General features: G+C 68.5%; 25 protein-coding genes and 4 pseudogenes. 23 read left to right on the forward strand and 6 right to left on the reverse strand.

The window, feature by feature from the left end:
* Positions 1-238, reverse strand: a pseudogene (locus A5782_RS25160) (hypothetical protein); the annotation flags it as partial.
* A gap of 160 nt (positions 239-398) precedes the next feature.
* Between A5782_RS25160 and A5782_RS04300 the strand changes: the two are divergent.
* On the forward strand, positions 399-1,760 hold the full coding sequence (locus A5782_RS04300; RefSeq protein WP_067095658.1) for a replication-associated recombination protein A: 1,362 nt from the start codon (positions 399-401) through the stop codon (positions 1,758-1,760).
* A complete protein-coding gene (locus A5782_RS04305) occupies positions 1,757-2,092 on the forward strand; it encodes a hypothetical protein (RefSeq protein ID WP_067095661.1) in 336 nt (111 codons plus the stop codon). The genes A5782_RS04300 and A5782_RS04305 overlap by 4 nt, the downstream gene beginning before the upstream one ends.
* A gap of 25 nt (positions 2,093-2,117) precedes the next feature.
* On the opposite strand, the gene A5782_RS04310 is transcribed toward A5782_RS04305, so the two are convergent.
* Positions 2,118-2,741, reverse strand: a complete 624-nt coding sequence (locus A5782_RS04310; protein WP_067095664.1) for a hypothetical protein — start codon at positions 2,739-2,741, stop codon at positions 2,118-2,120.
* Between the two features lie 165 nt (positions 2,742-2,906).
* Here A5782_RS04310 and A5782_RS04315 point away from each other — a divergent pair, with 165 nt between their 5' ends.
* From A5782_RS04315 to A5782_RS04340, 6 genes are all read left to right on the forward strand, one after another.
* Entirely contained in the window at positions 2,907-3,296 is a 390-nt protein-coding gene (locus A5782_RS04315; RefSeq protein ID WP_197694100.1) for a secondary thiamine-phosphate synthase enzyme YjbQ, read from the forward strand.
* Between the two features lie 128 nt (positions 3,297-3,424).
* On the forward strand, positions 3,425-6,127 hold the full coding sequence (gene alaS / locus A5782_RS04320; protein ID WP_067095670.1) for an alanine--tRNA ligase: 2,703 nt from the start codon (positions 3,425-3,427) through the stop codon (positions 6,125-6,127).
* Positions 6,128-6,634, forward strand: coding sequence for a Holliday junction resolvase RuvX (gene ruvX, locus A5782_RS04325; protein WP_067095673.1), 507 nt, complete (start codon positions 6,128-6,130; stop codon positions 6,632-6,634).
* Complete coding sequence (gene mltG, locus A5782_RS26675) at positions 6,627-7,877, forward strand: endolytic transglycosylase MltG (protein WP_067095676.1); 1,251 nt, start codon at positions 6,627-6,629, stop codon at positions 7,875-7,877. The genes ruvX and mltG overlap by 8 nt, the downstream gene beginning before the upstream one ends.
* Complete coding sequence (locus A5782_RS04335; protein ID WP_067095679.1) at positions 7,852-8,682, forward strand: shikimate dehydrogenase; 831 nt, start codon at positions 7,852-7,854, stop codon at positions 8,680-8,682. Before mltG ends, A5782_RS04335 begins: the two co-directional genes overlap by 26 nt.
* A gap of 10 nt (positions 8,683-8,692) precedes the next feature.
* Positions 8,693-9,130, forward strand: coding sequence for an A24 family peptidase (locus tag A5782_RS04340; RefSeq protein ID WP_067095682.1), 438 nt, complete (start codon positions 8,693-8,695; stop codon positions 9,128-9,130).
* 4 nt (positions 9,131-9,134) lie between these two features.
* Here the strand turns inward: A5782_RS04340 and A5782_RS04345 are convergent.
* Positions 9,135-9,640: pseudogene (locus A5782_RS04345) on the reverse strand (LLM class flavin-dependent oxidoreductase); the annotation flags it as partial.
* On the opposite strand from A5782_RS04345, the pseudogene A5782_RS25970 reads away from it, so the two are divergent.
* The 5 genes and pseudogenes from A5782_RS25970 to aroQ all read left to right on the forward strand — a co-directional run.
* Positions 9,632-9,793: pseudogene (locus tag A5782_RS25970) on the forward strand (acyl-CoA dehydrogenase); the annotation flags it as partial. The pseudogenes A5782_RS04345 and A5782_RS25970 overlap by 9 nt on opposite strands.
* Positions 9,794-9,884: 91 nt before the next feature.
* Positions 9,885-11,090, forward strand: coding sequence for a chorismate synthase (gene aroC / locus A5782_RS04350; RefSeq protein WP_067095718.1), 1,206 nt, complete (start codon positions 9,885-9,887; stop codon positions 11,088-11,090).
* Entirely contained in the window at positions 11,090-11,614 is a 525-nt protein-coding gene (locus A5782_RS04355) for a shikimate kinase (RefSeq protein ID WP_067095685.1), read from the forward strand. Before aroC ends, A5782_RS04355 begins: the two co-directional genes overlap by 1 nt.
* Positions 11,611-12,699, forward strand: a complete 1,089-nt coding sequence (gene aroB / locus A5782_RS04360; RefSeq protein WP_067095688.1) for a 3-dehydroquinate synthase — start codon at positions 11,611-11,613, stop codon at positions 12,697-12,699. The genes A5782_RS04355 and aroB overlap by 4 nt, the downstream gene beginning before the upstream one ends.
* Positions 12,699-13,145: a type II 3-dehydroquinate dehydratase gene (aroQ, locus tag A5782_RS04365; protein ID WP_067095691.1), complete on the forward strand. Its 447-nt coding sequence runs from the start codon at positions 12,699-12,701 to the stop codon at positions 13,143-13,145. Before aroB ends, aroQ begins: the two co-directional genes overlap by 1 nt.
* Here the strand turns inward: aroQ and A5782_RS04370 are convergent.
* Positions 13,142-13,864, reverse strand: a complete 723-nt coding sequence (locus A5782_RS04370; protein ID WP_197694098.1) for a B-4DMT family transporter — start codon at positions 13,862-13,864, stop codon at positions 13,142-13,144. The genes aroQ and A5782_RS04370 overlap by 4 nt on opposite strands.
* A 33-nt stretch (positions 13,865-13,897) precedes the next feature.
* On the opposite strand from A5782_RS04370, the gene A5782_RS04375 reads away from it, so the two are divergent.
* The 7 genes from A5782_RS04375 to A5782_RS04410 all read left to right on the forward strand — a co-directional run bounded on the left by A5782_RS04375 (position 13,898) and on the right by A5782_RS04410 (position 21,723).
* Positions 13,898-15,007, forward strand: coding sequence for a Xaa-Pro peptidase family protein (locus A5782_RS04375; RefSeq protein WP_067095694.1), 1,110 nt, complete (start codon positions 13,898-13,900; stop codon positions 15,005-15,007).
* Between the two features lie 129 nt (positions 15,008-15,136).
* A complete protein-coding gene (locus A5782_RS04380; RefSeq protein ID WP_231986592.1) occupies positions 15,137-15,361 on the forward strand; it encodes a hypothetical protein in 225 nt (74 codons plus the stop codon).
* A 129-nt stretch (positions 15,362-15,490) separates the two neighbouring features.
* The gene (gene efp, locus A5782_RS04385) at positions 15,491-16,054 is read left to right on the forward strand and encodes an elongation factor P (protein WP_067095697.1); all 564 of its coding nucleotides are present in this window, start codon (positions 15,491-15,493) and stop codon (positions 16,052-16,054) included.
* Positions 16,051-16,578, forward strand: coding sequence for a transcription antitermination factor NusB (gene nusB, locus A5782_RS04390; RefSeq protein WP_067095699.1), 528 nt, complete (start codon positions 16,051-16,053; stop codon positions 16,576-16,578). The genes efp and nusB overlap by 4 nt, the downstream gene beginning before the upstream one ends.
* On the forward strand, positions 16,575-16,964 hold the full coding sequence (locus tag A5782_RS04395) for an antitermination protein NusB (protein ID WP_067095702.1): 390 nt from the start codon (positions 16,575-16,577) through the stop codon (positions 16,962-16,964). The genes nusB and A5782_RS04395 overlap by 4 nt, the downstream gene beginning before the upstream one ends.
* 94 nt (positions 16,965-17,058) lie before the next feature.
* The gene (locus A5782_RS04400; RefSeq protein ID WP_067095706.1) at positions 17,059-19,914 is read left to right on the forward strand and encodes an aminotransferase class I/II-fold pyridoxal phosphate-dependent enzyme; all 2,856 of its coding nucleotides are present in this window, start codon (positions 17,059-17,061) and stop codon (positions 19,912-19,914) included.
* A 390-nt stretch (positions 19,915-20,304) separates the two neighbouring features.
* On the forward strand, positions 20,305-21,723 hold the full coding sequence (locus A5782_RS04410; RefSeq protein WP_369815581.1) for an ATP-binding protein: 1,419 nt from the start codon (positions 20,305-20,307) through the stop codon (positions 21,721-21,723).
* On the opposite strand, the gene A5782_RS04415 is transcribed toward A5782_RS04410, so the two are convergent.
* Together A5782_RS04415 and A5782_RS04420 are read right to left on the reverse strand one after the other, a co-directional pair.
* On the reverse strand, positions 21,705-22,373 hold the full coding sequence (locus A5782_RS04415; protein WP_067095712.1) for a response regulator transcription factor: 669 nt from the start codon (positions 22,371-22,373) through the stop codon (positions 21,705-21,707). The two genes, A5782_RS04410 and A5782_RS04415, sit on opposite strands and share 19 nt — an antisense overlap.
* Before the next feature lie 247 nt (positions 22,374-22,620).
* The gene (locus A5782_RS04420; protein WP_067095730.1) at positions 22,621-23,448 is read right to left on the reverse strand and encodes a hypothetical protein; all 828 of its coding nucleotides are present in this window, start codon (positions 23,446-23,448) and stop codon (positions 22,621-22,623) included.
* Between the two features lie 234 nt (positions 23,449-23,682).
* Between A5782_RS04420 and A5782_RS04425 the strand changes: the two genes are divergently transcribed.
* The 3 genes and pseudogenes from A5782_RS04425 to A5782_RS04435 all read left to right on the forward strand — a co-directional run.
* Positions 23,683-24,429, forward strand: a complete 747-nt coding sequence (locus A5782_RS04425) for a GntR family transcriptional regulator (protein WP_067095716.1) — start codon at positions 23,683-23,685, stop codon at positions 24,427-24,429.
* A complete protein-coding gene (locus A5782_RS04430) occupies positions 24,426-24,656 on the forward strand; it encodes a ferredoxin family protein (RefSeq protein ID WP_064885673.1) in 231 nt (76 codons plus the stop codon). The genes A5782_RS04425 and A5782_RS04430 overlap by 4 nt, the downstream gene beginning before the upstream one ends.
* A 25-nt stretch (positions 24,657-24,681) precedes the next feature.
* A pseudogene (locus A5782_RS04435) lies at positions 24,682-25,466 on the forward strand (ABC transporter substrate-binding protein); the annotation flags it as partial.

Here is a 25,466-nt window from a genome sequence, read left to right on the forward strand (position 1 = left end):
GGCCATAGCCCGGGGGTGGGCCGTAGCCCGGAGGTGGCGGGGGTGCGCCGTAACCCGGAGGCGGCGCGCCGTAACCCGGAGGCCGTGCGCCGTAACCCGGAGGCGGTGCGCCGTAACCCGGAGGCGGTGTGCCGTAACCCGGAGGCGGTGGCGCGCCGTAGCCCGGCGGCGGGTAGCCGGCAGGGTTGGTGCCCTGAGGGTCTGCCGGGTTGCCTTGATGCTCGGGAGGTTGGCTCATGTCCGTCCTTGCTGTCGGATTTCCTCGTGGGGCGAAGTTTCCTAGGAGGGAACGCGCGCGGAACTTGGCAAACGCCGAACTTAGCAAAGAAGGGGCCCGGGCGCGCGCGGATCGCCGGGCGTGCGCGCCTGGGCCGGCGCGGGCGTCGGCCCGTCGTGGTATGCCTGAATTCGTGTCCGACGGTCTGTTCGACCTCCCCGGTACGCGGCAGCCGACCGATCATGGGCTGGGCGTATCGGGCGGTGCACCCCTGGCGGTGCGGATGCGTCCGGCATCGCTGGATGAGGTGGTCGGGCAGGACCATCTGCTGGCGCCCGGATCTCCGCTGCGCCGCCTGGTCGAGGGCTCGGGCGTGGCGTCGGCCATCTTGTACGGGCCGCCCGGCAGCGGCAAGACGACGCTGGCCGCGCTGATCTCGCAGGCGACCGGCCGCCGGTTCGAGGCGCTGTCGGCCTTGTCGGCCGGTGTCAAAGACGTGCGGGCGGTGATCGACACCGCGCGCCGGGCACTGCTGTCCGGTGAGCAGACGGTGCTGTTCATCGATGAGGTGCACCGGTTCTCCAAGACCCAGCAGGACGCGCTGCTGTCCGCGGTGGAGAACCGGGTGGTGCTGCTGGTGGCGGCGACCACGGAGAACCCCAGCTTCTCGGTGGTGGCGCCGCTGTTGTCGCGTTCGCTGATCCTGCAGTTGCGGCCGCTGAGCGCCGACGACATCCGCACCGTGGTGCAGCGCGCGATCGACGACCCGCGCGGGTTGGGCGGACAGATCACAGTCGCGCCCGAGGCCGTCGAGTTGCTGGTGCGGCTGGCCGCCGGTGACGCCCGGCGCGCGCTGACGGCGCTGGAAGTCGCCGCCGAGGCGGTGGAGCCCGGTGGCGAGTTGACCGTCGCCGCCGTCGAGCAGTCCCTGGACGAAGCCGCGGTGCGCTACGACCGGGACGGCGACCAGCACTACGACGTCATCAGCGCCTTCATCAAGTCGATCCGCGGCTCGGACGTCGACGCCGCGCTGCACTATCTGGCCCGAATGCTGGTCGCCGGCGAGGACCCGCGGTTCGTGGCGCGCCGGCTGATGATCCTGGCCAGCGAGGACATCGGCATGGCCGACCCGGCCGCGCTGCAGGTCGCGGTTGCGGCCGCGCAGACGGTGGCGCTTATCGGCATGCCCGAGGCCCAACTCACCCTGGCGCACTGCACGATCTATCTGGCCACCGCGCCGAAATCGAACGCTGTCACGACGGCGCTGGGGGCGGCGATGAGCGACATCAGGGCCGGCAAAGCCGGCCTGGTGCCGCCCCATTTGCGCGACGGGCACTATTCGGGTGCGGCGGGGCTGGGCAACGCGCAGGGCTACAAGTACTCGCACGACAACCCGGATGGTGTTGTCGCACAGCAGTATCCACCGGATGAGCTGGTCGGTGTCGATTACTACCGGCCCACCGGACGCGGCGGTGAGCGCGAAATGGTCGGCCGGCTGGACCGGTTGCGCGCGATCATCCGCAATAAGAGGGGACGATCATGAAAACCTTCACCGATGAAGAGATGGGCGAACTGCTGCCCACCGCCAAGCCCTACAGCGTCGTCATCCTCAAGCGCGGCCCGCGGTTCGGCGACGAGTCGTCGACGGGCATCATCTGGGAGCACGGCCGGCGCAACTTCGGGCTGCGCGACGACGGCGTGCTCGCGATCGTCCTTCCGGTCAGCGACGAGTCCGACATCTGCGGCATCGGGGTGTTCGCGGCGACGGTCGACGAGACCGCCGCCCTCATGAGCGACGACCCCGGGGTGGCCGCGGGAGTCTTCACCTACCAGGTGCACGCCTGCCGCGGATTCCCCGGAGACGCGCTGCCCTGAGCGGCTACCGGACCGGTGCGCGGCGCTAGACGAGCTCGGGCACCCGCAGGTGGGCGATCGCCAGCTCGAACTCGGCCACGTCGATCACCTCGGCGCCCAGCTCGCGCACCCGCCTGCTGCGCAATTCGCTGGCCCGGTCGCGGTTGCGGGCCATCGCCTCCATCGAGTCGAACGTGGAGCAGGTGACGGCCCGGCGGCAGGCGGGGTGGTCGACCAGCAGGCTGGCGCTGCAGAACCCGTCGAGGTGTTCCAACTCGGGCAGCACCGAGGACCGGTAGAAGTCCAGGGAGCGGCTGAGCTGATCCGGCACCACTTTGAGCCAGGTGGCGCGCACACACGCGCCCTGGCGGGAGGGGTGATCGCGGTGCAGCAGGGCGATGTCCCACTCCTCGACGCGCGCGCTGCCGTCGAACATCAGCGCGGCCCGGTCGCGGATGGGCGCGACCTGTTCGGCACTGCCGCGCATCGCCTCGATGGTTTCCCACGAGGTGGTGGCGATGCAGGTGCCGGATTGCCGGTCAACCAACAGCGACAGTCCCACGCACCCGTCGATCTCCGTGAGGGCGGGCATGACGACGTCGCGAACGTGCGCAATTCCAATGTCGACCGATAGGGGTTGCGCCTGGATGGTGGTGGAGCGTGCGTACACGGTATGCCCCTCCTATGTCGGGGCGGCGCCCCGGTGGCGCCACCGGTCTCACCAGTTACCTTCCTCCTGCCGGTTACTCGCCGCAATGCCCAACTGTGGCCGCGCTCACAAACGATTGGCTGGTCGTGACGCTCGCGCCGTAGGCTTGGCCGGGTGCATACCGATGTGTTGGACGTGGACACCTCGCGCCGCCGCATCGTCGATCTCACCGAGGCGGTGCGCGGGTTCTGCTGGTCGCGCGGGGACGGCTTGTGCAACGTGTTCGTCCCGCACGCCACGGCGGGCGTGGCCATCATCGAGACGGGTGCCGGTTCCGACGACGACCTGGTAGACACCCTCGAACGGCTGTTGCCGCGCGACGACCGGTACCGGCATTCGCACGGCTCGAAGGGCCACGGCGCCGACCACGTGATGCCCGCGCTCGTGGCGCCGTCGGTGACGGTTCCGGTCTCGGCGGGGGAGCCGATGCTGGGCACGTGGCAGAGCATCGTCCTGGTCGACCTGAATCGGGACAACCCGCAACGCTCGGTCCGGCTGAGCTTTCTGGAGGGTTAGCGGCTCGGTGTCCGGCGCACCGGGGCAGGTACTGTGAGCGGTCGAAATGCGTCATTGGACGGGCTTGCATACCCCGGCGAATAGGCTGGGAGCCAGACGTCGGAGTAACAGGAAGAAGCGGACTTCAAGTGCAGACACACGAGATCAGGAAGCGGTTTCTTGATCATTTCGTGAAGGCGGGCCACACCGAGGTGCCGAGCGCATCGGTGATCCTCGACGACCCCAACCTGCTGTTCGTCAATGCGGGCATGGTGCAGTTCGTGCCCTACTTCTTGGGCGCGCGCACCCCCGAATACCCGACCGCCACCAGCATCCAGAAGTGCATCCGCACCCCCGATATCGACGAGGTCGGTATCACCACCCGGCACAACACCTTCTTTCAGATGGCCGGCAACTTCTCGTTCGGCGACTATTTCAAGCGCCGCGCCATCGAACTGGCCTGGACGTTGCTGACCGACGGCGTCGAGCAGGGCGGTTACGGCCTGGATCCCGAACGGATCTGGACGACGGTCTTTTTCGACGACGACGAGGCCGTGCAGCTGTGGCAGGAGATCGCCGGGCTGCCCGAGGATCGCATCCAGCGCCGCGGCATGGAAGACAACTATTGGTCGATGGGCATCCCTGGACCGTGCGGCCCGTCCTCGGAGATCTACTACGACCGCGGGCCGGAGTTCGGCGTCGAGGGCGGCCCGATCGCCAACGAGGACCGCTATATCGAGATCTGGAATCTCGTGTTCATGCAGAACGAACGCGGCGAGGGCACCGGCAAAGCCGACTTCGAGATCCTTGGGCCCTTGCCCCGCAAGAACATTGACACCGGCATGGGCGTCGAGCGCGTCGCCTTCATCCTGCAGGGCGTGCACAACGTGTACGAGACGGACCTGCTGCGGCCGGTCATCGACACCGCGGCGGCGCGCGCGCCCCGGGGGTATGACGCGGGCAACCACGACGACGACGTGCGCTACCGGGTCATCGCCGACCACAGCCGCACCGCGGCCATCCTGATCGGCGATGGCGTCACGCCCGGCAATGACGGCCGCGGCTATGTGCTGCGCCGGCTGCTGCGCCGGGTGATCCGCTCGGCCAGGCTGCTCGACATCGAGGGACCCATCGTCGGTGACCTGATGGCCACCGTGCGCGACGCGATGGGTCCGTCGTACCCCGAACTGGTCGCCGACTTCGACCGGATCCGGCGCATCGCCGTCGCCGAGGAGACCGCGTTCAATCGCACGCTTGCGGCGGGCTCGAAGCTGTTCGACGAGGTGGCCGGCACCACCAAAGCCGCAGGTGTGAAAGCGATTTCGGGTTCGGACGCCTTCACGCTGCACGACACCTACGGGTTCCCGATCGAGCTCACGCTGGAAATGGCGTCCGAGGCCGGTCTGCAGGTTGACGAAGTCGGCTTTCGGGAACTGATGGCCGAGCAGCGCCGCCGCGCCAAGGCCGATGCCGCCGCGCGCAAACACGCCCACGCGGACCTGACCGCCTACCGTGAACTGGTCGACGCCGGGCCCACCGAGTTCACCGGCTTCGACGAATTGACTTCCGAGGCAAGGATTCTGGGCATCTTCGTCGACGGCAAGCGGGTTCCGGTGGTCACCCACGGCACCGAGGGGGCCGACAGGGTCGAACTCGTGCTGGACCGCACCCCGCTCTACGCCGAGGCCGGCGGCCAGATCGCCGACGAGGGCACCATCAGCGGAACGGGCGCCGGCGAGACCGCCCGTGCGGCGGTCACCGATGTGCAGAAGATCGCCAAAACCCTATGGGTGCATCGGGTTAACGTCGAGTCCGGTGAATTCGTGGAGGGTGACAACGTCGTCGCGGCGGTCGACCCGCAGTGGCGCCGCGGCGCGACCCAGGGGCACTCGGGCACCCACATGGTGCACGCGGCGCTGCGGCAGGTGCTGGGGCCCAACGCCGTTCAGGCCGGGTCGCTGAACCGCCCGGGCTACCTGCGGTTCGACTTCAACTGGCAAGGGCCGCTGTCCGAAGACCAACGCACCCAGGTCGAAGAGGTGACCAATCAGGCCGTGCAGGCCGACTTCGAGGTGCACACGTTCACCGAGCAGCTGGAGAAGGCCAAGGCGATGGGCGCGATGGCGATGTTCGGCGAGGCCTACCCCGACGAGGTCCGGGTGGTGGAGATCGGCGGTCCCTTCTCGCTGGAGCTCTGCGGCGGGACCCACGTGCACAACTCGGCTCAGATCGGGCCGGTGACGCTGCTGGGCGAATCCTCGGTCGGTTCCGGGGTGCGCCGGGTCGAGGCCTACGTGGGGCTGGAGTCGTTCCGGCACCTGGCCAAGGAACGCGCGCTGATGGCGGGGCTGGCGTCGTCGCTGAAAGTGCCCTCCGATGAGGTGCCCGCCCGGGTGGCCAACCTGGTGGAACGGCTCAAGGCGGCGGAGAAGGAACTCGAACGCGCCCGGCTGGCCGGCGCGCGCGCCGCCGCGACCAACGCCGCGGCCGGGGCGGAGCGCATCGGTAACGTCCGGGTGGTGGCGCAACGGATGTCCGGCGGAATGACGGCGGCCGATCTGCGTTCCCTGGTCGGCGACATCCGCGGCAAGCTGGGCAGCGATCCCGCGGTGGTCGCGCTGATCGCCGAGGGCGAAGGCGGGTCCGTGCCGTATGCCGTCGCCGCCAATCCGGCCGCCCAAGATCTCGGGCTTCGGGCCAACGACCTGGTCAAGCAGCTCGCGGCGAGCGTCGACGGCCGCGGCGGTGGCAAGGCGGACCTGGCGCAAGGCTCCGGCAAGCATCCGGCAGGCATCGACGCAGCGCTCGACGCGGTACGTTCCGAGATCGCCGTGATAGCGCGGGTCGATTGAGTGGCTTCAGCACAGCACCGCTTGCCTGACCGGCCCGGCGATCCTCACCAGGACCCCGGACGGGGACGACGGCTCGGCATCGACGTGGGCAGCGTGCGCATCGGCGTGGCCTGCAGCGACCCCGACGCCATCCTGGCCACCCCGGTCGAGACGGTGCGCCGCGACCGCAACGGCAAACATTTACGCCGGCTGGCCGCGCTGACCGCCGAATACGAGGCCGTGGAGGTGGTCGTTGGATTGCCGCGCACCCTGGCCGATCGCACCGGTCCTTCGGCGATCGATGCGATTGAGCTGGCCACCAAACTGGCCGAGCGGATCGCCCCCACTCCGGTGCGGCTGTCCGACGAGCGACTGACCACCGTGGCCGCGCAGCGATCGCTGCGCGCGGCCGGGGTGCGGGCCAAAGAACAGCGTGGGGTGATCGATCAGGCCGCGGCGGTGGCGATCCTGCAGAGTTGGCTGGATCAGCGCCGCGCGGCAGTGGCGAGGGAGCTCAGCGATGGTTGACAGCGCACGGCGGGAACGAGCTGAGCCCGAGGCCGTGGGCGCGCCGCCCCGGCGCCGGTCGAGCCGCGTCGCCCGCAATCAGGCCGAGCGGGGCCGCCGGCGGCGGCGCTTCGCCGGCAAGATCGCGCTCGCGGTGTTCGTGGTGGTGGTGCTCGCCGGTGTTTTCGTGGGCGGCAAGCTGTGGCACACGCTGTTCGGGGCGGGCGACGACTACAGCGGAAGCGGCAAGCGGGACCTGGTGATCCAGGTGCAAGCCGGTGACTCGACCACCAATATCGGCGAGACGCTGCAAAAAGAGCAGGTCATCAAGACGGTGCGGGCGTTCGTCAACGCCGCGCACGGCAACAGCGCCATCAACTCGATTCAGCCGGGCTTCTACCGGATGCGCACCGAGATCCCGGCGGCCAACGCCGTCTCGCGGCTGGCCGACCCGAAGAGCCGCGTGGGCCGGCTGGTCATCCCCGAGGGCCGACAGCTCGACGACACCACCGATATGAAGACCAACGTGGTGACGCCGGGGATTCTGACGCTGATCTCGCGCGCGACCTGCGTGGATCTCGACGGCGACACGCGCTGCGTCCGGGCGCAGGACCTGCGCGCCGCCGCGACCAACAGCAGCACCGCGGCGCTGTCGGTGCCGGCGTGGGCGCTCGAGCCGGTCAACGAGCTGGGCAAGGACCATCGCCGGATCGAGGGTCTGATCGGGCCGGGCACCTTCAATATCGATCCGTCCGCGTCACCGGAGAGCATCCTGGCCACCCTGATCGGCGCGGGAGCCGAGGAGTACGTGAAGTCCGGGCTGGTCGACACCGCCCAGGCGATGGGCCTGTCGCCCTACGACATCCTGGTGGTGGCGTCGCTGGTGCAGCAGGAATCCAATTCCCAGGATTTCGCCAAGGTCGCGCAGGTCATCTACAACCGCCTGCACGCCCACCACACGCTCGAGTTCGACTCGACGGTCAACTACCCGCTGGACCGCCGCGAGGTCGCCACCAGCGACGGCGACCGGGCCCAGAAGACGCCGTGGAACACCTACGTCTCGCAGGGCTTGCCGGCCACGGCGATCTGTTCGCCGGGCACCGATGCGCTCAACGCCGCCGAGCACCCGCAGCCCGGTGACTGGCTGTACTTCGTCACCATCGACACCCAGGGCACGACGCTGTTCACCCGCGACTATCAACAACATTTGGCGAACATCGAGCTGGCTAAGCACAACGGTGTCCTCGACAGCACGCCCCGCTAGCGCGGGCCGGAGAAAGGCGGCCGTGCTCGGCAAGCCGATCGCCCACTCGAAGTCCCCGCAATTGCACCTGGCCGCCTACCGTGCGCTGGGCCTGGCCGACTGGACCTACGACCGCATCGAATGCGACGCCGAACAGTTGCCCGGCATGGTCGGCGGGTTCGGTCCCGATTGGGTCGGGGTGTCGGTGACCATGCCCGGCAAGTTCGCCGCCCTGCGGTTCGCCGACGAGCGCACCGACCGTGCGCTGCGGGTGGGATCGGCCAACACGTTGGTCCGCACGCCGACGGGCTGGCGGGCCGACAACACCGACATCGACGGGGTGGCCGGGGCGCTCGGGAGCGCTTCGGGATGGGCGCTGGTCTGTGGATCGGGCGGCACCGCGCCGGCGGCCGTCGCCGGGCTGGCCCAGCTGGGCGTCGCCGGCATCACCGTGGTGGCCCGCAACCCCGACAAAGCCGCCCGGTTGGTGGATCTGGGCAGCGAACTGGGCGTGCCGGCCCGGTTCTGCGACCTGGACGGCGGCGGCCTGGCCGACGAGGTGGCGGCCGCCGAGGTGCTGGTCAGCACCATCCCGGCCGACGTGGCCGCGCGCTATGCCGGCACCTTCGAACGCATCGGTGTGCTGCTGGACGCCGTCTACGACCCGTGGCCCACGCCGCTGGCCGCCGCGGTGAGCGCCGCCGGCGGCCGGGTGGTCAGCGGTCTGCAGATGCTGCTGCACCAGGCTTTCGCACAGGTGGAACAGTTCACCGGGCGGCCCGCACCGCGCGAGGCCATGACTTGCGCGGTGGCCGCCCCGGATTAGCCTGCCGCGCATGCGGATTGCGGTGGCGTGTCTGGCGCTGGCCTGGTTGGCGGTCTTGAGCGGCTATGACATCCGCGAACGCCGCTTGCCCAACACGCTGACGCTGACCGGGGCCACGGCGATCCTGGCGGTCGCGACGCTGGCCGGACGCGGGTCGGCGGCGCTGTCCGGAACCGTGGCGCTGACCGCCCTCTATCTGGTGGTGCACTGGGCGGCGCCGGGCGGAATGGGCGCCGGTGACGTCAAGCTGGCCCTCGGTCTGGGCGCGTTGACCGGCTGCTTCGGTGTCGGCGCGTGGTTTCTGGCGGCGTTGGGCGCGCCCCTGCTGACCGCGTTGCTCGGGGTGGTCGCCCGGCTTCGCGGCGGCGGCTACGGCACGGCCGCGCTGCCGCACGGGCCGTCGATGTGTCTGGCCAGCGCTGCGAGTGTGGGGCTGTCCCTGCTCTGAGGCCTCAGTTCGGGACGGCGGTGGTGCGCAGCAGCGGCAACAGCTGGTCGCCGAGCCTGGCCGTCTCCGACTTGTACGGCGTGTCCGATAACACGAAATGGCTGACTCCGAGGTCGGCATATTTGCGCAACGCGGCAGCGACTTCGACGGCCGAGCCGACCAGCCAGGTCGTCCCGGCTCCCTCCCCGCCGTACTTGCTCGGCGTCGTATACAGGCAGGAATCAAGCACTTCCCCGCGCCCGGCCAGCTCCGCCAGCCGCCGCTGGCCCGCGGACCCCGCCGGGTCGTGCAGCAGCACCATGGTGGGTGTGCCGGCCAGCTTGGCGACCTTCGCCTCGGCGTCGCGCCAGGCTTGCTCGGACGTGTCGCGCACCAGCGTGGTCACCCGAAGGCCGAACTCCAGCGGCGCGTGCTCGCGACCGAGCTTGTCGGACAACGACTTAAGCCTGTCGATGCGTTCGGCGATCCCGTCCAGGGGCTCCCCCAGAACAGTTGGACATCGACGTCGGTGGTGCATCGGCCGTGCAGGCGTCGGCGCTGTTGGATCGGCACTGGCGCAACCTGCGGACGCTGTTCTCGCACCACCCGACCGTCTACAAGGCGCGGGTGCTCGGCGATGTCGCCGTCAACGGCGCGGACCTGCCTGCGAGCAGTTTCTTCTGATCTGGTCCGGGTCTGTTCCGCGCGCGGGCCCGGCACCGCTGCGGACTGCGCGAATCGGCTTTTCAGAAGTCGACATGGGAAGATGGGACCCGTGTTGCGTTGGATCACTGCTGGGGAGTCGCATGGCCGCGCGCTGGTGGCCGTGCTCGAAGGCATGGTCGCCGGGGTGGAGGTCACCTCCCTCGACATTTCCGAACAGCTGGCCCGTCGTCGCCTCGGCTACGGTCGCGGCGCCCGGATGGCGTTCGAGCAGGACGCGGTGAGCGTGCTGTCCGGGGTGCGTCACGGTGTCACCCTGGGTGGGCCCATCGCCGTCGAGATCGGCAATACCGAATGGCCGAAGTGGGAGACCGTGATGGCCGCCGACCCGGTCGACCCGGGGGAGTTGGCCGACAGCGCGCGCAATGCGCCGCTCACCCGGCCGCGGCCCGGCCACGCCGATTACGCCGGCATGCTCAAGTACGGCTTCGACGATGCCCGGCCGGTGCTGGAGCGGGCCAGCGCGCGTGAGACCGCGGCCCGGGTCGCCGCGGCGACCATCGCCCGGTCGTTTCTGCGTCAGGCGCTCGGCGTCGAGGTGCTCTCGCACGTGATCGCGATCGGCCCGTCGGCGCCCTACGACGGGCCGCCGCCGGGCCCCGGCGACCTGCCCGGGATCGACGCCAGCCCGGTGCGCGCATACGACGCGGCTGCGGAGCAGGCGATGATCGCCGAGATCGAAGCCGCCAAGAAGGACGGCGACACGCTGGGCGGTGTGGTCGAGGTGGTGGCCCTGGGCCTGCCCGTCGGCCTGGGCTCGTTCACCAGCGGCGACAACCGGCTGGACAGCCAGCTCGCCGCGGCCGTCATGGGCATCCAGGCGATCAAGGGTGTCGAGATCGGCGACGGTTTCGAGACGGCGCGCCGCCGCGGCAGCCGCGCCCACGATGAGATGTACCCCGGCCCCGGCGGTGTTGTCCGCTCGACCAACCGCGCGGGCGGCCTGGAAGGCGGCATGACCAACGGCCAGCCGCTGCGGGTGCGTGCCGCGATGAAGCCCATTTCCACGGTGCCGCGGGCGCTGGCCACCGTCGACATGGCGACCGGCGACGAGGCCGTCGCAATCCACCAGCGTTCGGACGTGTGCGCGGTGCCGGCCGCAGGCGTGGTGGTCGAGGCCATGGTGGCGCTGGTGTTGGCCCGCGCGGCGCTGCAGAAGTTCGGTGGCGATTCGCTGCCCGAAACCCGCCGTAATGTCGAGTCCTACCGGCAGGCGGTCGCCGAGCGGGAGTCGCCTGCCGCCCGGGGTACCGCGTAATGGCGCCCAAAGCGGTCCTGGTGGGGTTGCCGGGATCGGGCAAATCCACCATCGGCCGGCGGCTGTCCAAGGCCCTCGGGGTCGATTTCCTGGACACCGATGTGGCCATCGAGCAGCGGACCGGGCGCCGCATCGCCGACATCTTCGCCGCCGACGGCGAGCCGGAATTCCGCCGCATCGAGGAAGAGGTGGTGCGCGCGGCGCTGGCCGACCACGACGGCGTGGTGTCACTCGGGGGCGGCGCCGTCACCAGCCCCGGGGTGCGTGCGGCACTCGCCGGTCACACCGTGATCTACCTGGAGATCAGCGCCGCCGAAGGCGTGCGTCGCACCGGCGGCAGCGCCGTGCGCCCGCTGCTGGCCGGGCCCGATCGCGCCGACAAATATCGCGCGCTGATGGCCGAACGCAGCCCGCTGTACCGGCGCGCGGCGACCATCCGCGTCGACACCAACCGGCGCAACCCCGGTGCGGTGGTCCGCTACATCGTCTCGCGGTTGCAGGCTCCCGCCGGGGCCGCGACGTGACCACGCCGGGTGGCCCGGTCACCATCGAGGTGGCCGTAGATCCGCCCTATCCGGTGATCATCGGTACCGGCTTGCTGGGTGAGGTGGACGAACTTCTGTCCGGCCGGCACAAGGTGGCCGTCGTGCATCAACCCGTGCTGGCGGAGACCGCCGAGGTGATCCGAAGCCGCTTGGCGGACAAGGGTGTTGACGCGCACCGCATCGAAATCCCGGACGCCGAAGAGGGCAAAGATCTTCCGGTCGTAGGCTTCTTGTGGGAAGTGTTGGGCCGCATCGGGATTGGGCGCAAAGACGCGCTGGTCAGCCTCGGCGGCGGCGCCGCCACCGACGTCGCCGGGTTCGCGGCGGCCACCTGGCTGCGCGGCGTCGACATCGTGCACGTGCCCACCACGCTGCTCGGCATGGTCGACGCGGCCGTCGGCGGCAAGACCGGGATCAACACCGACGCGGGCAAGAACCTGGTCGGGTCGTTCCATCAGCCAAACGCGGTTCTGGTCGATCTGGCGACGCTGCAGACGTTGCCCGCCAACGAACTTGTTGCCGGGATGGCCGAAGTCGTCAAGGCCGGGTTCATCGCCGATCCGGTGATTCTCGACCTCATCGAGGCCGATCCGCGGGCCGCGGTCGACCCGTCGGGTGACGTCCTGGCGGAGCTGATCCGGCGCGCGATCGCCGTCAAGGCGGAGGTCGTCGCCGCCGACGAGAAAGAGTCGGAGCTGCGCGAGATCCTCAACTACGGGCACACATTGGGGCACGCGATCGAGCGTCGCGAGCGCTACCAGTGGCGGCACGGCGCCGCGGTGTCGGTGGGATTGGTCTTCGCCGCGGAGCTGGCCCGGCTGGCGGGCCGGCTCGATGACGCCACCGCGCAGCGCCACCGCACCATCTTGTCCGCGCTCGGCCTTCCGGTCAGCTACGACGCCGATGCGCTGCCGCAGCTGCTGGAATACATGGCGGGAGACAAGAAATCGCGGGCCGGGGTGCTGCGGTTCGTGGTCCTCGACGGACTGGCCAAGCCGGGCCGGCTGGCCGGCCCCGACCCGTCGCTGCTGGCGGCGGCCTATGCCGGACTCGCGGAGGTTTGATGACAGCAACGGTCAACATCATCAACGGCCCGAATCTGGGCCGGCTGGGCCGGCGCGAGCCCGACGTCTACGGCGACGTGACGCATGATCAGCTGGCGGCGCTGATCGAGCGGGAAGCCGACGCGCTCGGTCTCAAAGCGGTTGTGCGGCAAAGTGATAGCGAAGCAGAACTGCTGGACTGGATCCATTCGGCCGCGGACGCGGGTGAACCGGTGATCCTCAATGCCGGCGGGCTCACGCACACCTCGGTGGCGCTGCGCGACGCCTGCGCGGAGTTGAGTGCCCCGCTCATCGAGGTGCACATCTCCAATGTCCATGCGCGCGAAGAATTTCGGCGGCATTCCTACCTCAGCCCCGTCGCGACCGGAGTGATCGTCGGGCTGGGCGTGCAGGGGTATCTGCTCGCCCTGCGCTATCTTGCCGGGGGGCCCGGCGCCGACAGCTAGCCCTTGCCGTGTTCGGGCTTGGTGTGCTCGTCGCCGGCGGCGGGGCGGATCACCTCGGTCTTCGGGTCGTCCTCGGGCTTGGCGATCGTTTCGGTCGGTGATTCGGTGGTGGCCACCGTGTCGGTGGGCTCCTCGCGCTCGGCCGTGGCGACCGACCCGGTCCGCGCCTCGGACTGCGCGCCCGACGTCTGCGCGGGAATCTCGCCGGTCGGCGCGTCATCGGCGCGCACCGCGGAGAACACGTCGGTGTCACCGTCGCGCTTTTGGTCAAGGCCGTGGTGTTTCTCCGGAGTCTTTTCCGCCTGCCGGTCCACCCGCCAGCGCCCGATGGTCACGCCGATGATGCCGGGCAGGAAGACGCACAGCGCGGTGAAGGCCGCAAACGTCGTCACCTCGTTGAGCAGCCCCCCGGTGTACAAGCCCGTGTAGACGAGCGCGATCAGCCAGGACACGATCCCACTGAGCACCCCGGCCAGCAGGCCGGCCAACAGCCAGGTCATCGCCAGGTCGCCGCGGCGATCCGGATCGGGGTTGGCGCGGGCGTCGGCCCGCCCGTCGAGAACACCCCACACGGCCACGCCGATGATGAACAGAATCAGCAGCACCACGCTGAAGAGCCCCGCATGCATCTGCCACGCGTTGATCAGTGCACCTTGGAACAATCGGACTACGACCATCGCCGCGGCGTAGACCAATCCGCGCAGCATCCAGTTACTCATGGCCCAAAAGCGTAGCGAGTACCGTCAAGACCCGTGACACATTCACAGCGTCGAGACAGGCTCAGAGCGCGACTTGAGGCCGGCGGATTGGATGCGCTGCTGGTCACGGACCTGGTCAACGTCCGTTACCTCTCCGGTTTTACCGGGTCCAACGGCGCGTTGCTGGTGTTCGCCGACGGTCGCGGCCCGGTGCTGGCCACCGACGGGCGCTACCGAACCCAGGCCGCCGAGCAGGCGCCGGACCTCGAAGTCGCCATCGAACGGGCGCTCGGACGCTACCTGGCGGGCCGGGCCGCCGAGGCGGGTGCGCAGAAGCTGGGCTTCGAGAGCAACGTGGTGACGGTCGACGGATTCGACGTCCTGACCCGTGAGCTCGACGAGCGCAAGTCGGCCACCGAGCTGGTCAAGGCTGCCGGAACCGTTGAGGCGTTGCGCGAGGTCAAGGACGCCGGCGAGGTCGCCCTGCTGCGACTGGCCTGCGAGGCGGCCGACGCCGCACTCGCCGATCTGGTGGAGCGTGGCGGCCTGCGGCCCGGCCGCACCGAGCGCGAGGTCAGCCGCGAGCTGGAGGCCCTGATGCTGGACCACGGCGCCGACGCGATCTCGTTCGAGACCATCGTGGCCGCGGGGCCGAATTCGGCGATCCCGCATCATCGCCCCACCGACGCGGTGCTGGCCGGCGGTGATTTCGTCAAGATCGACTTCGGTGCGCTGGTCGGCGGTTATCACTCCGACATGACCCGCACCTTTGTGCTCGGCAAGGCGGCCGATTGGCAGCTGGAGATCTACCAGCTGGTCGCCGACTCGCAGCGGGCCGGCCGGGAGGCACTGCACGCCGGCGCCGACCTGCGCGAGGTGGACGCCGCAGCGCGCCGGGTGATCGCCGACGCCGGGTACGGCGAGCAGTTCAGCCACAGCCTGGGCCATGGCGTGGGCCTGGAAATCCACGAAGCGCCGGGCATCGGCGCCACGTCCACCGGCACGTTGCTGGCCGAATCCGTGGTGACCGTGGAGCCCGGCGTCTACCTGCCCGGCCGCGGCGGTGTCCGCATCGAAGACACCTTGGTGGTGCCGCAGGAGGCCGGCGGGGCGGCCCCGGAATTGCTGACCAAGTTCCCCAAGGAGCTGGCCGTCCTGGTCTAGCCCGATGGTGCCGACCCGCTGCACCCGGCGCCTGCGCCGCGCTTGCGATCGGCACAGGCCCCGATGGTGCCGACCCGCTGCACCCGGCGCCTGGCTTCGGGGCTTGCCCCCGCGAGTACAGTCGGGAGCGTGAACGGGGTGGCACGGGCTTTGGCGCGCCTCCGGGATTTCCGGTGGGACTTGTACGCCCAACCCCTTCGGGAAATGCGGCTGGAAATGCAGATCGTCTACTTCGCGATCCACATGCCGTTCGCCGACGGAGTTACGCTGCACGTCCCGCTGCTCACGATGATCAAGCCGTTGCCGTCGCCCGACGAGCAAGCCGCGCGCGGCCGCGAACACGTCCACCGCTGAGGGCGTTTCGGCCGTCATCGCGGCCGGACCCGGCCGGCGGGCCCCGGCCGCGGAGCACTCTAAACTGACCGACAAGTTACAGACACTTCCGTAGCCGACTGTCCAACGTCCGAGGAGATATACCGAACCGTGGCAAGCACTGCCGATTTCAAGAACGGACTGGTGCTGGTGATCGACGGCCAACTGTGGCAGATCGTCGACTTCCAGCACGTCAAACCGGGCAAGGGTCCGGCCTTTGTGCGGACCAAGCTGAAGAACGTGCTCTCCGGCAAGGTCGTCGACAAGACGTACAACGCCGGGGTGAAGGTGGAGACCGCCACCGTCGACCGGCGCGACGCCACCTACTTGTACCGCGACGGCTCGGACTTCGTGTTCATGGACAGCCAGGACTACGAGCAGCACCCACTGCCCGAGTCGCTGGTCGGCGACGCCGCCCGCTTCCTGCTCGAGGGCCTGCCGGTGCAGGTGGCATTCCACAACGGGGCGCCGCTGTACCTCGAGCTGCCGGTGACCGTCGAGCTCGTGGTCACCCACACCGAGCCGGGGCTGCAGGGCGACCGGTCCAGCGCCGGCACCAAGCCGGCGACCGTCGAGACCGGCGCCGAGATCCAGGTGCCCCTGTTCATCAACACCGGAGACAAGCTGAAAGTCGACTCACGCGACGGCAGCTACCTGGGACGTGTAAACGCGTGAGCCGGCCCGGCCGGCCCGGCGGGCCCTCCCGCGGACGCCATCAGGCCCGCAAACGCGCCGTCGACCTGTTGTTCGAAGCCGAGGCCCGCGGCCTGAGCCCGGCGGAGGTGGTCGACGTGCGCACCGGGCTTGCCGAGACGAATCCCGACGTCGCACCCCTGCAGCCCTATACGGCCGCGGCGACCCGGGGCGTCGGCGAACACGCCGCGCACATCGACGACCTGATCCGCTCGCACCTGCAGGGCTGGACGCTGGACCGGCTGCCCGCCGTGGACCGCGCGATCCTGCGGGTCGCGGTCTGGGAGCTGCTGTATGCCGACGACGTGCCGGAGCCGGTCGCCGTCGACGAGGCCGTCCAGCTGGCCAAGGAGCTGTCCACCGACGACTCGCCCGGCTTCGTCAACGGAGTGCTCGGCCACGTCATGCTGGTGACGCCGCAGATCCGCGCCGCCGCCCAGGCGGTCCGAGGAGCGGTGGGTTCCGACGCCCCAGTTACCCCGGAGGACCACGGACCGCAGCCATGACCCGGTTGGAGCTGCGCCTGGCCGTTGCGGCCGTCCTGGCCGCGACGGTGGTGCTGGGCGCGGTGATCTGCGCCGCCTACGGGCTGACCATCGTCGCCTCGGTGCTCTCGATCTACGCGCTGGGCGTGGGCGCCTGGCTGTATCACTGCGTCGAACGGGTGGCCGTGGCCCGCCGGATCAGCACGGTGCGCTCGGCGGCCAAGCCGCTGCAGCCGCTACTGCCGGTGATGGCCGCGATCATGGGGCTGACGCAGGGCGTGGTGCGGTCGCTCAGCGATGTCACCGAGTTGCCGGTCCGTCGCTGGGAGCTGCCCATGCTGCGGTGGGTGGACAGCACCCGGGGTAACCGGCGTGTAGTGGAAAGTGACGACGAGGCGGATCACTGACCCAGCTGAGTGAAATGACCACGGCCGTGGCGCAGCGGGTTCACAATACGAGCGGCACGTCAGCGGCGGCGATCCGAGAAGAACAGGTGAGGTCATGATTCGATACAGCACCCAGCCGCGACGACTTCGAGTGTCCGCACTGGCGGCCGTGGCCAACCCGTCATACGCGCGGGTCGATACCTGGAATTTGCTCGACGACGCGTGCCGCCACCTCGCCGAGGTGGACCTCGCCGGGCTGGACAAAGCCCACGACGTGGCCCGGGTGAAGCGCCTCATGGACCGCATCGCCGCCTACGAGCGGTACTGGCTGTACCCCGGTGCGGCGAATCTGGCGATCTTCCGCGCCCACCTGGAGAGCCTGTCCACGGTGCGGCTCACCGAAGAGGTCTCCCTGGCCGTGCGATTGCTGAGTGAATATGGTGACCGCGCAGGGCTTTTCGACACGTCGGCGCCCTTGGATGACCAGGAACTGGTCGCCCAGGCCAAACAGCAGCACTTCTACACCGTGCTGCTCGCCGACGACGCCCCGAGCACGGCGCCGGACAGCCTGGCCGAGTGCCTGCGCGCGCTGCGCACTCCGTCCGACGATGTGCAGTTCGAGATCCTGGTCGTCCCCAGTGTCGAAGATGCCATCACCGCCGTCGCGCTCAATGGGGAGATTCAGGCCGCGATCATCCGCGACGATCTGTCGCTTCGGTCCCGTGACCGGCTGCCGCTGATGAACACGTTGCTCGGGCCCAACGAGGACGCGGGCGACGGCATTCCCGATCGCGCCAACTACTGGGTGGAGTGCGGCGAATGGATCAGGGAGCTGCGGCCCCACATCGACCTGTATCTGCTCACCGACGAGTCGATCGCAGCCGGCGACGGCACCGAACCCGATGTCTACGATCGGACGTTCTACCGGCTCAACGACGTCACCGATCTACACAGCACGGTGCTCGCCGGACTGCGAAACCGTTACGCCACACCATTTTTCGACGCACTGCGCGCGTATGCCGCCGCGCCCGTCGGCCAATTCCACGCCCTGCCCGTCGCGCGCGGCGCCAGCATCTTCAACTCCAGGTCGCTGCAGGACATGGGGGAGTTCTACGGCCGCAACATCTTCATGGCCGAAACCTCCACCACCTCCGGCGGCCTGGACTCGCTGCTGGACCCGCACGGCAACATCAAAAAGGCGATGGACAAGGCCGCGAAGACGTGGAATGCCGACCACACCTACTTCGTCACCAACGGGACCTCGACCGCCAACAAGATCGTCGTGCAGTCGTTGACCCGGCCGGGCGACATCGTGCTGATCGACCGCAACTGCCACAAGTCGCACCACTACGGGCTGGTGCTGGCCGGTGCCTACCCGTTGTATCTGGACGCGTATCCGCTGCCGCAGTTCGCGATCTATGGCGCGGTGTCGCTGCGCACCATCAAGCAGACGCTGCTGGGCCTGGAAGCGGCCGGACAGCTGCACCGGGTGCGGATGCTGCTGCTGACCAACTGCACCTTCGACGGCGTGGTCTACAACCCCCTGCAGGTCATGCAGGAGGTGCTGGCGATCAAGCCGGACATCTGCTTTCTGTGGGACGAGGCGTGGTACGCGTTCGCCACGGCCGTGCCGTGGGCCCGGCAGCGGACCGCGATGGTGTCTGCCGAGCGTCTCGAGCAGATGCTGGCATCACCGGAATACGGTGAGGAACACCGAAAATGGGCCGCGTCCATGGAGGGTGTCGACCGGTCGGAGTGGATCGAGCGCGAGCTGATGCCCGACCCGGCCAGTGCACGGGTGCGCGTCTATGCCACGCATTCCACCCACAAATCGCTGTCGGCGCTTCGGCAGGCGTCGATGATCCACGTGCGCGACCAGGATTTCAACGCGCTCACCCGCGATTCGTTCGGTGAGGCCTTTCTGACCCACACCTCGACGTCACCCAACCAGCAACTGCTGGCATCACTGGACTTGGCGCGCCGCCAGGTCGACATCGAAGGCTTCCAACTGGTCCGGCAGGTCTACGACATGGCGCTGGTCTTTCGGCATCGGGTGCGTAAGGACCGGCTGATCAGCAAGTGGTTCCGCATCCTCGACGAATCCGACCTGGTGCCCGAGGAGTTCCGGGAGTCCTCGGTGAGTTCCTACCGCGAGGTCAGGCAGGGAGCGCTGGCCGAGTGGAACGAGGCCTGGCGCTCCGACCAGTTCGTGCTGGACGCGACGCGGGTGACCTTGTTCGTCGGCGCGACGGGGATGAACGGCTATGACTTCCGCGAGAAGATTTTGATGGAGCGATTCGGCATCCAGATCAACAAGACGTCGATCAACAGCGTGTTGTTGATCTTCACGATCGGCGTCACATGGTCGAGCGTGCACTACCTGCTCGATGTGTTGCGAAGGGTGGCAATCGATTTCGACCGCATCGAGAAGGCGGCCAGCGTCGCCGACCGGGCGCTGCAAGAGCGTCATGTCGAGGAGATCACCGAGGATCTGCCGCATCTGCCCGACTTCAGCGAATTCGATGTGGCGTTCCGTCCCGTCGATGAGTGCAACTTCGGTGACATGCGCTCGGCGTTTTACGCCGGATACGAAGAGTCCGATCGCGAACACGTGCTGATCGGCATGGCCGGGCGACGACTGGCCGAGGGCAAGACCCTGGTGTCCACCACTTTCGTGGTGCCCTACCCGCCGGGCTTCCCGGTGCTGGTCCCGGGTCAGGTGGTGTCCAAGGAGATCGTCTACTTCCTGGCCCAGCTGGACGTCAAGGAAATCCACGGCTACAACCCCGATCTCGGGTTGTCGGTCTTCACCGAGACGGCGCTGGCGCGCATGGAGGCGCAACGCAATGCCGCGATGGCGGCGGTGGGTTCGGTGACCGCGGCTTTCGAACTGCCCCCGGACGCGTCCGCAACGAATGGAGCGCGCAACAACGGCGCCGACGCCGTGCCGTCGGTCGCCGACAGCGGCTGAGCGGTCAGCCGGTCGTCGGAGTCGGGGTCGCGCCGCACGTGGTGCGGGCGTAGGTGTGCGGTGCGCCGGGCGACCAGTCGGAGATGCCTCGCCGGATTCCCTGGAGGAGTGCGTCCCTGCCCGCCGGGGCGGTTTCGTTGCAGCTCGAACTGAGCGTGCTGAACGGATTGGGGTCGGCGCCGGCCGGCGCCGCTGCCAGGACACACGGGCCGAACACGACAGCCGCGCTGACCAGTATTCGGGTGATCACACGATCGTTACGACGCGAAGAGCGTGCAGTACCAAACATGACGGTGCCAGCCTAGGACGCAGGCGCTGAGAAGGCGCTGAGAGCGCGCTGAGCTCGGTGTTTTCCGCAGGCCCGCGGGCCTGCAGAATCAAGGGGTGCGGATACTCGGTGGCCGGCCGTTTCGGCGAAGCGGGCAGGTGCGCCCGTGGCATCTCGCGCACCTGGGCATCTCGGCCCGCTCGGCGGCGGTGTCGGCGATCGTCGTGCTGTGTGCGCTGGGCGTTGCCGGCGCGGGATTGGACGCGATCCTGTACCGCTCGTTGCTGGCTGGCGTCGACTACGCGGCGGCCGAAAGGGTCCGCGATATCTCCAAGGCGCTGCAATCCGATTCGCTCGACGATCTGGACAACGCGTTGCTGCACACCGACCAGCGGGTGGTCGCCACCCAATTGATCGGTCCGGATGGCAAGGTGGTCAAGCGATCCGGCTCGGCGCCGAAATCACCGCTGGTCCCGGCGGACGAGTTCGACTTCAACTTGCGTCGTGGCCTGCCCGACGACGCGGTGGCCGGTGACGACATGCGTGTCAGTGGCCAAAAAGTCGCAACCCGATCCGGTGTGTACACGGTGTTGGTGGGAGGGGGCAGCGAGGCGGTCGAGGCGACCGCGCGGGCTCTGGCGATCCTGCTGGCCTGCAGTGCGCCGGTCATCGTCGCGGCGGTGGCGGGAGCGACCTACTGGCTGGTGCGCCGGTCGCTGCAGTCGGTGGACGCGATCCGGATCAGGGTGGCCGACATCTCGACGTCCGATCTGGCCGAGCGGGTGCCGGTGCCCGACAGTCACGACGAGATTGCGGCCCTGGCCGTCACCATGAACGAGATGCTGTCGCGGCTGGAAGCGGGTCATCGTGCGCAGCAACGCTTTGTCGGCGACGCGTCCCACGAATTGCGCAGTCCGCTGACCACCATCATCTCCGGGCTGGAAGTGGTCGAGGCCCATCCCGATCTGCTCGACGCCGAGCTGGCGGTCAACACGTTGCTGCCCGAGGCGCAGCGCATGCACACCCTGATCGAAGATCTGCTGCTGCTGGCCCGCGCCGACGAACAGACGCTGCTGCGGCGCAAAGAGCAGGTGGCTCTCGATGACCTCACGCAAACCGAAGCCGATCGTGCACGACGCGAGGCGCAATGCGTGATTCACACCGATATCCGCCCGGTGCGTCTGGACGCCGATCCGGTGGCCATGTCACGCATGATCCGTAACCTGGTCGAAAACGCTGTCCGGCATGCGGTTTCGTGCGTCGCTATCGAAGTCAGCGGCCAAGACGGAACGGCGATCCTTGCCGTCAGCGATGACGGTCCCGGAATCGCCCCCGCCGATCGGAACCGCGTGTTCGAACGGTTCGTGCGCCTGGACTCCGATCGGTCCCGCAGCGGGGGAGGGACCGGGCTGGGCCTGGCGATCGTGGCCGAGGTCGTTGCCGCACACGGGGGCACGGTCACCATCGACGACCCGCCCGGCGGCGGAACCACGATGATTGTGACGCTGCCCCAGCAAGGGTCTCAGCACAGCAATCGGTAACCGACGCCCCGGATCGTCTCGATGGTGTTGGTGCCGAAGGGAACATCGATCTTGCGACGCAGATATCCCACGTAAACCTCGACCACGTTGTCGGGTCCGTGATGATGCGCATCCCACACGTTCTGCAATATCTCGGCTTTGGTCACCACCACGTCCATGTTGCGCATCAGGAACTCGAGCACCCCATACTCCCGAGGAGTCAGTGCGATCGGGGTGGAGCCCCGTTTGACCGTGTGCCGGGCGGGATCCAGCGCCAGGGATCCCGCTTTCAGCACCACCGGCCGCGCCGGTGCGACGCGTCGAACCAGAGCCCGCAACCGCGCCACGAGCACGCGGAACGAGAACGGCTTCGTCAGATAGTCATCCGCACCCAGATCGAAGGCATCGGTTTCGTCATACTCACCGTCCTTGGCGGTCAGCATGAGCACCGGCGTCCACACGTTGTGCGACCGCATCCGGCGCAGCACCTCATAACCGCTGAGGCCGGGCAGCATGATGTCGAGAACGACTACGTCAAAGGTGTTTTCGGTGGCCTCCCGCAGACCGTCGGCACCGTTGCCGACGGCCACGACGACGAACCCCTCCGCCTTGAGCCCCCTGGCCACGGTCGCGGACAGACGTGGTTCATCCTCAACGAGCAGGACTCTCATGTTTCAACGCTACGTCGAGCGCCGGACACATTCTCAGTCGGGCCGGCGGGCCTCAATGAACACCTCGGCGAACGGGCCGCCCATGCGGCAGAACCGGCTGGTCGCCACCGAGAGGACGCCGGGGTTTCCCGCCACGGCCACAGCACGGTGAAATCGTTGAGAACCGGGTTGCGCCCGTACCGTTACCGGGCGTGCGTTGCGCATTTATTTCTCGATGAGCGCGGGCGCCGGATAAGGGAACGACCGGTCAGTGTGCATCCTGGTCTGGCTGCTCGACCTCGGTACCCGGATGAGCGTGCGCCGCATCATCTTTGGGTTGGCCGGGGTGGCGCCCCGGACGCTGGGGTATGACGACCAGCAATATCGCGATAAGCGCCGCGATCACCGCCGAGGCAAGCGGACGACTCCACGCGAGGCCGCCGTCGGCGACGGGCTTGTCGATGAAGTCACCCACCGTCGCCCCCAACGGCCTGGTGAGGATGAACGCGACCCAGAACAAGGTGACGCGGGAAAGGGAGGTCCAGTAGTACAGCGCTGCGACCGCCACCAGGCCGGCCGCGAAAACCAGCGCGCCGCGTTCGTAACCGAAATCGCGTGTATCGGCCAGCCAATCGCCGAGCGCGGTGCCCAGCGTCTGCGAGAACGTGATGGTCGCCCAGTAAAAAGCCTCCACTTTGGGTGTCGAGACGGTACTGACCGACACGGTGCCCTGCGACCATCGCCACAGTCCCAGGGTGGCCAGCAGGCAAGCCAGCAGCAGCAGCGATCCGCCCGTGTAGCCGATGCCCAGGGACCGGTCCGCGAAATCGGCCAGCACGGTGCCGAACGTCGTCGAAGCCACGATCGTCGCCCAGTAGAGGATCGCATGGAATCGCTCGGCCAGGATCTGAGCCGCCACCAGCGCCATCAGCGCGACACCGAAAATCGCGACCCCGGCGGCATAGCCCCAATTCAGCGTCATCGTGACGGTGTCGCCGCCCGTCTCGCCCAGCGTCGTCGCCAGCACCTTGATCACCCAGAACCCCAGGGTGACCGCCGGCACCTTGGTCAACGCCTGTTTCGAAACGTCAGTCATGCACGTCATCTTCCGCCGTCGGGGTAAATGCAGCACACCGAATCGCCGAGTGCCACGGCGTGGCAGGTTCTGCTCACCGGGATCACAAAGCCGACGGGTTCTCGCAGGTGGCGCAATGACGCGACGGGTGCCGGTTTTAGCTGGTCGGGCCCGAAGGCTGCCCGGCGCAATGCGCCCGGCCGCCCTCAGCGGCCCTCATCGGCGACCCGAAAAGTGGCCCTGAGCTGCGTTAGCGTGACTCCCGTGGCGCATCCAGTACCCATCGGAGGACCCAGGGCCGACCGTGCCCGCCGGGTCGCCGATGTGCTGCGCCAACAGATCCACGCCGACGACTATTCGGAGGGCCTGCCCGCCGAACTGCAGCTGGCCGCCGAATTCTCGGTATCGCGCAACACCATTCGCGAGGCACTGGCCGTCCTCAAACACGAGGGCCTCATCGACCGCGGACCCAAGGTCGGCACGCACGTCGCGCAGCGCAAATACGACCACGGGCTCGACGCGCTGCTGGGTCTGAAGGAGACGTTCAAGGATCTCGGTGAGGTCCGCAACGAGGTGCGCGCCGCGATGCCGGTCACCGCCCCGCCGTCGGTGGCCCACCGATTGCGGCTACAACCGGGTGAAGAGGCGGTGTTCGTCGAGCGGTTGCGTTACCTGGGTGATCTGCCGCTCAGCCTGGACCTCACCTACCTCGCCCCCGACATCGGCAGGCAGGTGCTCAACCGTCCGCTGGAGACCAACGACCTGTTCGCGCTCATCGAGGAGGTGAGCGGGCAACGGCTGGGCTCGGCGGCACTGGCGCTCGAGGCCATCCCGGCCGACGCGCACTCGGCGGCCACCCTGCAGGTGCCCGACGGTGCGGCGCTGCTGATGCTCGAGCGGCTCACCAGCCTCGCCGACGGCACCCCCGTCGATCTGGAGTACATCCGGATGCGGGGCGATCGAATCACCATGCGGGGCAACCTGATGAGGAGCAACCCATGACCCTGATCAACAACAACCGCGCCGACGTCCCGGTCACGATCGACGAGTCGCTGTGTATCGACGGCTGCACGCTGTGCGTGGAGGTGTGCCCGCTCGACGCGCTGGCCATCAACCCCGACACCGGCAAGGCCTTCATGCACGTCGACGAATGCTGGTACTGCGGACCCTGCGCGGCCCGCTGTCCCACCGGCGCCGTCACGGTCAACATGCCCTATCTCCTTCGCTGAAAAGCATTCAACCCCAGGATATTTGATGAAACGACGCGCCATTGCGCTGGCGTCGGTCGTGATCGCGGTCGCCGCGCTCACCTCCGGCTGCTCACTGGAATCCCTGACGCAGTCAGCCGGCGTGGTCGACGTGGTGGTGGGTTATCAATCCAAGACCATCAACACCGTCACCGCGGGTACGCTGCTGCGCGCGCAGCGCTACCTGGAGCGCCGCCTGGCCGACATCACCACCCGGACCGGCACCAAATACGCAGTGCGGTGGCAGGATTACGACACCGGCGCCCCGATCACCGCGCAGATGCTCGCCGAGAAGATCGACATCGGCTCGATGGGCGACTATCCCATGCTGATCAACGGCTCCAAGACGCAGGCCAACCCGCTGGCACGCACCGAGATCGTCTCCGTCACCGGGTACAACCCCAAGGGCGCCCTCAACATGGTGGTGGTCAGCCCGGATTCGCGGGCCAAGGGGCTGGCCGACCTCGCCGGCGCCAAGGTGTCGGCCAGCGTGGGCTCGGCCGGCCACGGCACTTTGTTGCGCGCCCTGGGCAGAGCCGGGATCAACGGTGTCGAGGTGCTCAACCAGCAGCCCCAGGTCGGCGCCTCTGCGCTGGAATCCGGTCAGGCACAGGCACTGTCGCAATTCGTCGCCTGGCCCGGATTGCTGGTCTACCAGGGCAAGGCCAAACTGCTCTACGACGGGGCCGAGCTGAACCTGCCCACCCTGCACGGGGTGGTGGTGGGCCCCGCGGATTCGGCGGCGCCCCCCCCGGTGCCTGTGTCTTATAAACAACTACCAGCCCACCCAAC

It is taken from the genome of Mycobacterium sp. 852002-40037_SCH5390672 (genome assembly GCF_001665875.1).
GTDB lineage: Bacteria > Actinomycetota > Actinomycetes > Mycobacteriales > Mycobacteriaceae > Mycobacterium.

What these genes read in the sequence shown, in the direction of transcription:
- A5782_RS04355 (WP_067095685.1), top strand. Translation starts at nt 11,090, where the DNA reads ATGGCGCCCAAAGCGGTCCTGGTGGGGTTGCCGGGATCGGGCAAATCC.
- A5782_RS04340 (WP_067095682.1), top strand. Translation starts at nt 8,693, where the DNA reads ATGCGGATTGCGGTGGCGTGTCTGGCGCTGGCCTGGTTGGCGGTCTTG.
- A5782_RS04395 (WP_067095702.1), top strand. Translation starts at nt 16,575, where the DNA reads ATGACCCGGTTGGAGCTGCGCCTGGCCGTTGCGGCCGTCCTGGCCGCG.
- aroQ (WP_067095691.1), top strand. Translation starts at nt 12,699, where the DNA reads ATGACAGCAACGGTCAACATCATCAACGGCCCGAATCTGGGCCGGCTG.
- A5782_RS04300 (WP_067095658.1), top strand. Translation starts at nt 399, where the DNA reads ATGCCTGAATTCGTGTCCGACGGTCTGTTCGACCTCCCCGGTACGCGG.
- A5782_RS04430 (WP_064885673.1), top strand. Translation starts at nt 24,426, where the DNA reads ATGACCCTGATCAACAACAACCGCGCCGACGTCCCGGTCACGATCGAC.
- mltG (WP_067095676.1), top strand. Translation starts at nt 6,627, where the DNA reads ATGGTTGACAGCGCACGGCGGGAACGAGCTGAGCCCGAGGCCGTGGGC.
- A5782_RS04420 (WP_067095730.1), bottom strand. Translation starts at nt 23,448, where the DNA reads ATGACTGACGTTTCGAAACAGGCGTTGACCAAGGTGCCGGCGGTCACC.
- A5782_RS04415 (WP_067095712.1), bottom strand. Translation starts at nt 22,373, where the DNA reads ATGAGAGTCCTGCTCGTTGAGGATGAACCACGTCTGTCCGCGACCGTG.
- A5782_RS04305 (WP_067095661.1), top strand. Translation starts at nt 1,757, where the DNA reads ATGAAAACCTTCACCGATGAAGAGATGGGCGAACTGCTGCCCACCGCC.
- A5782_RS04400 (WP_067095706.1), top strand. Translation starts at nt 17,059, where the DNA reads ATGATTCGATACAGCACCCAGCCGCGACGACTTCGAGTGTCCGCACTG.
- A5782_RS04370 (WP_197694098.1), bottom strand. Translation starts at nt 13,864, where the DNA reads ATGAGTAACTGGATGCTGCGCGGATTGGTCTACGCCGCGGCGATGGTC.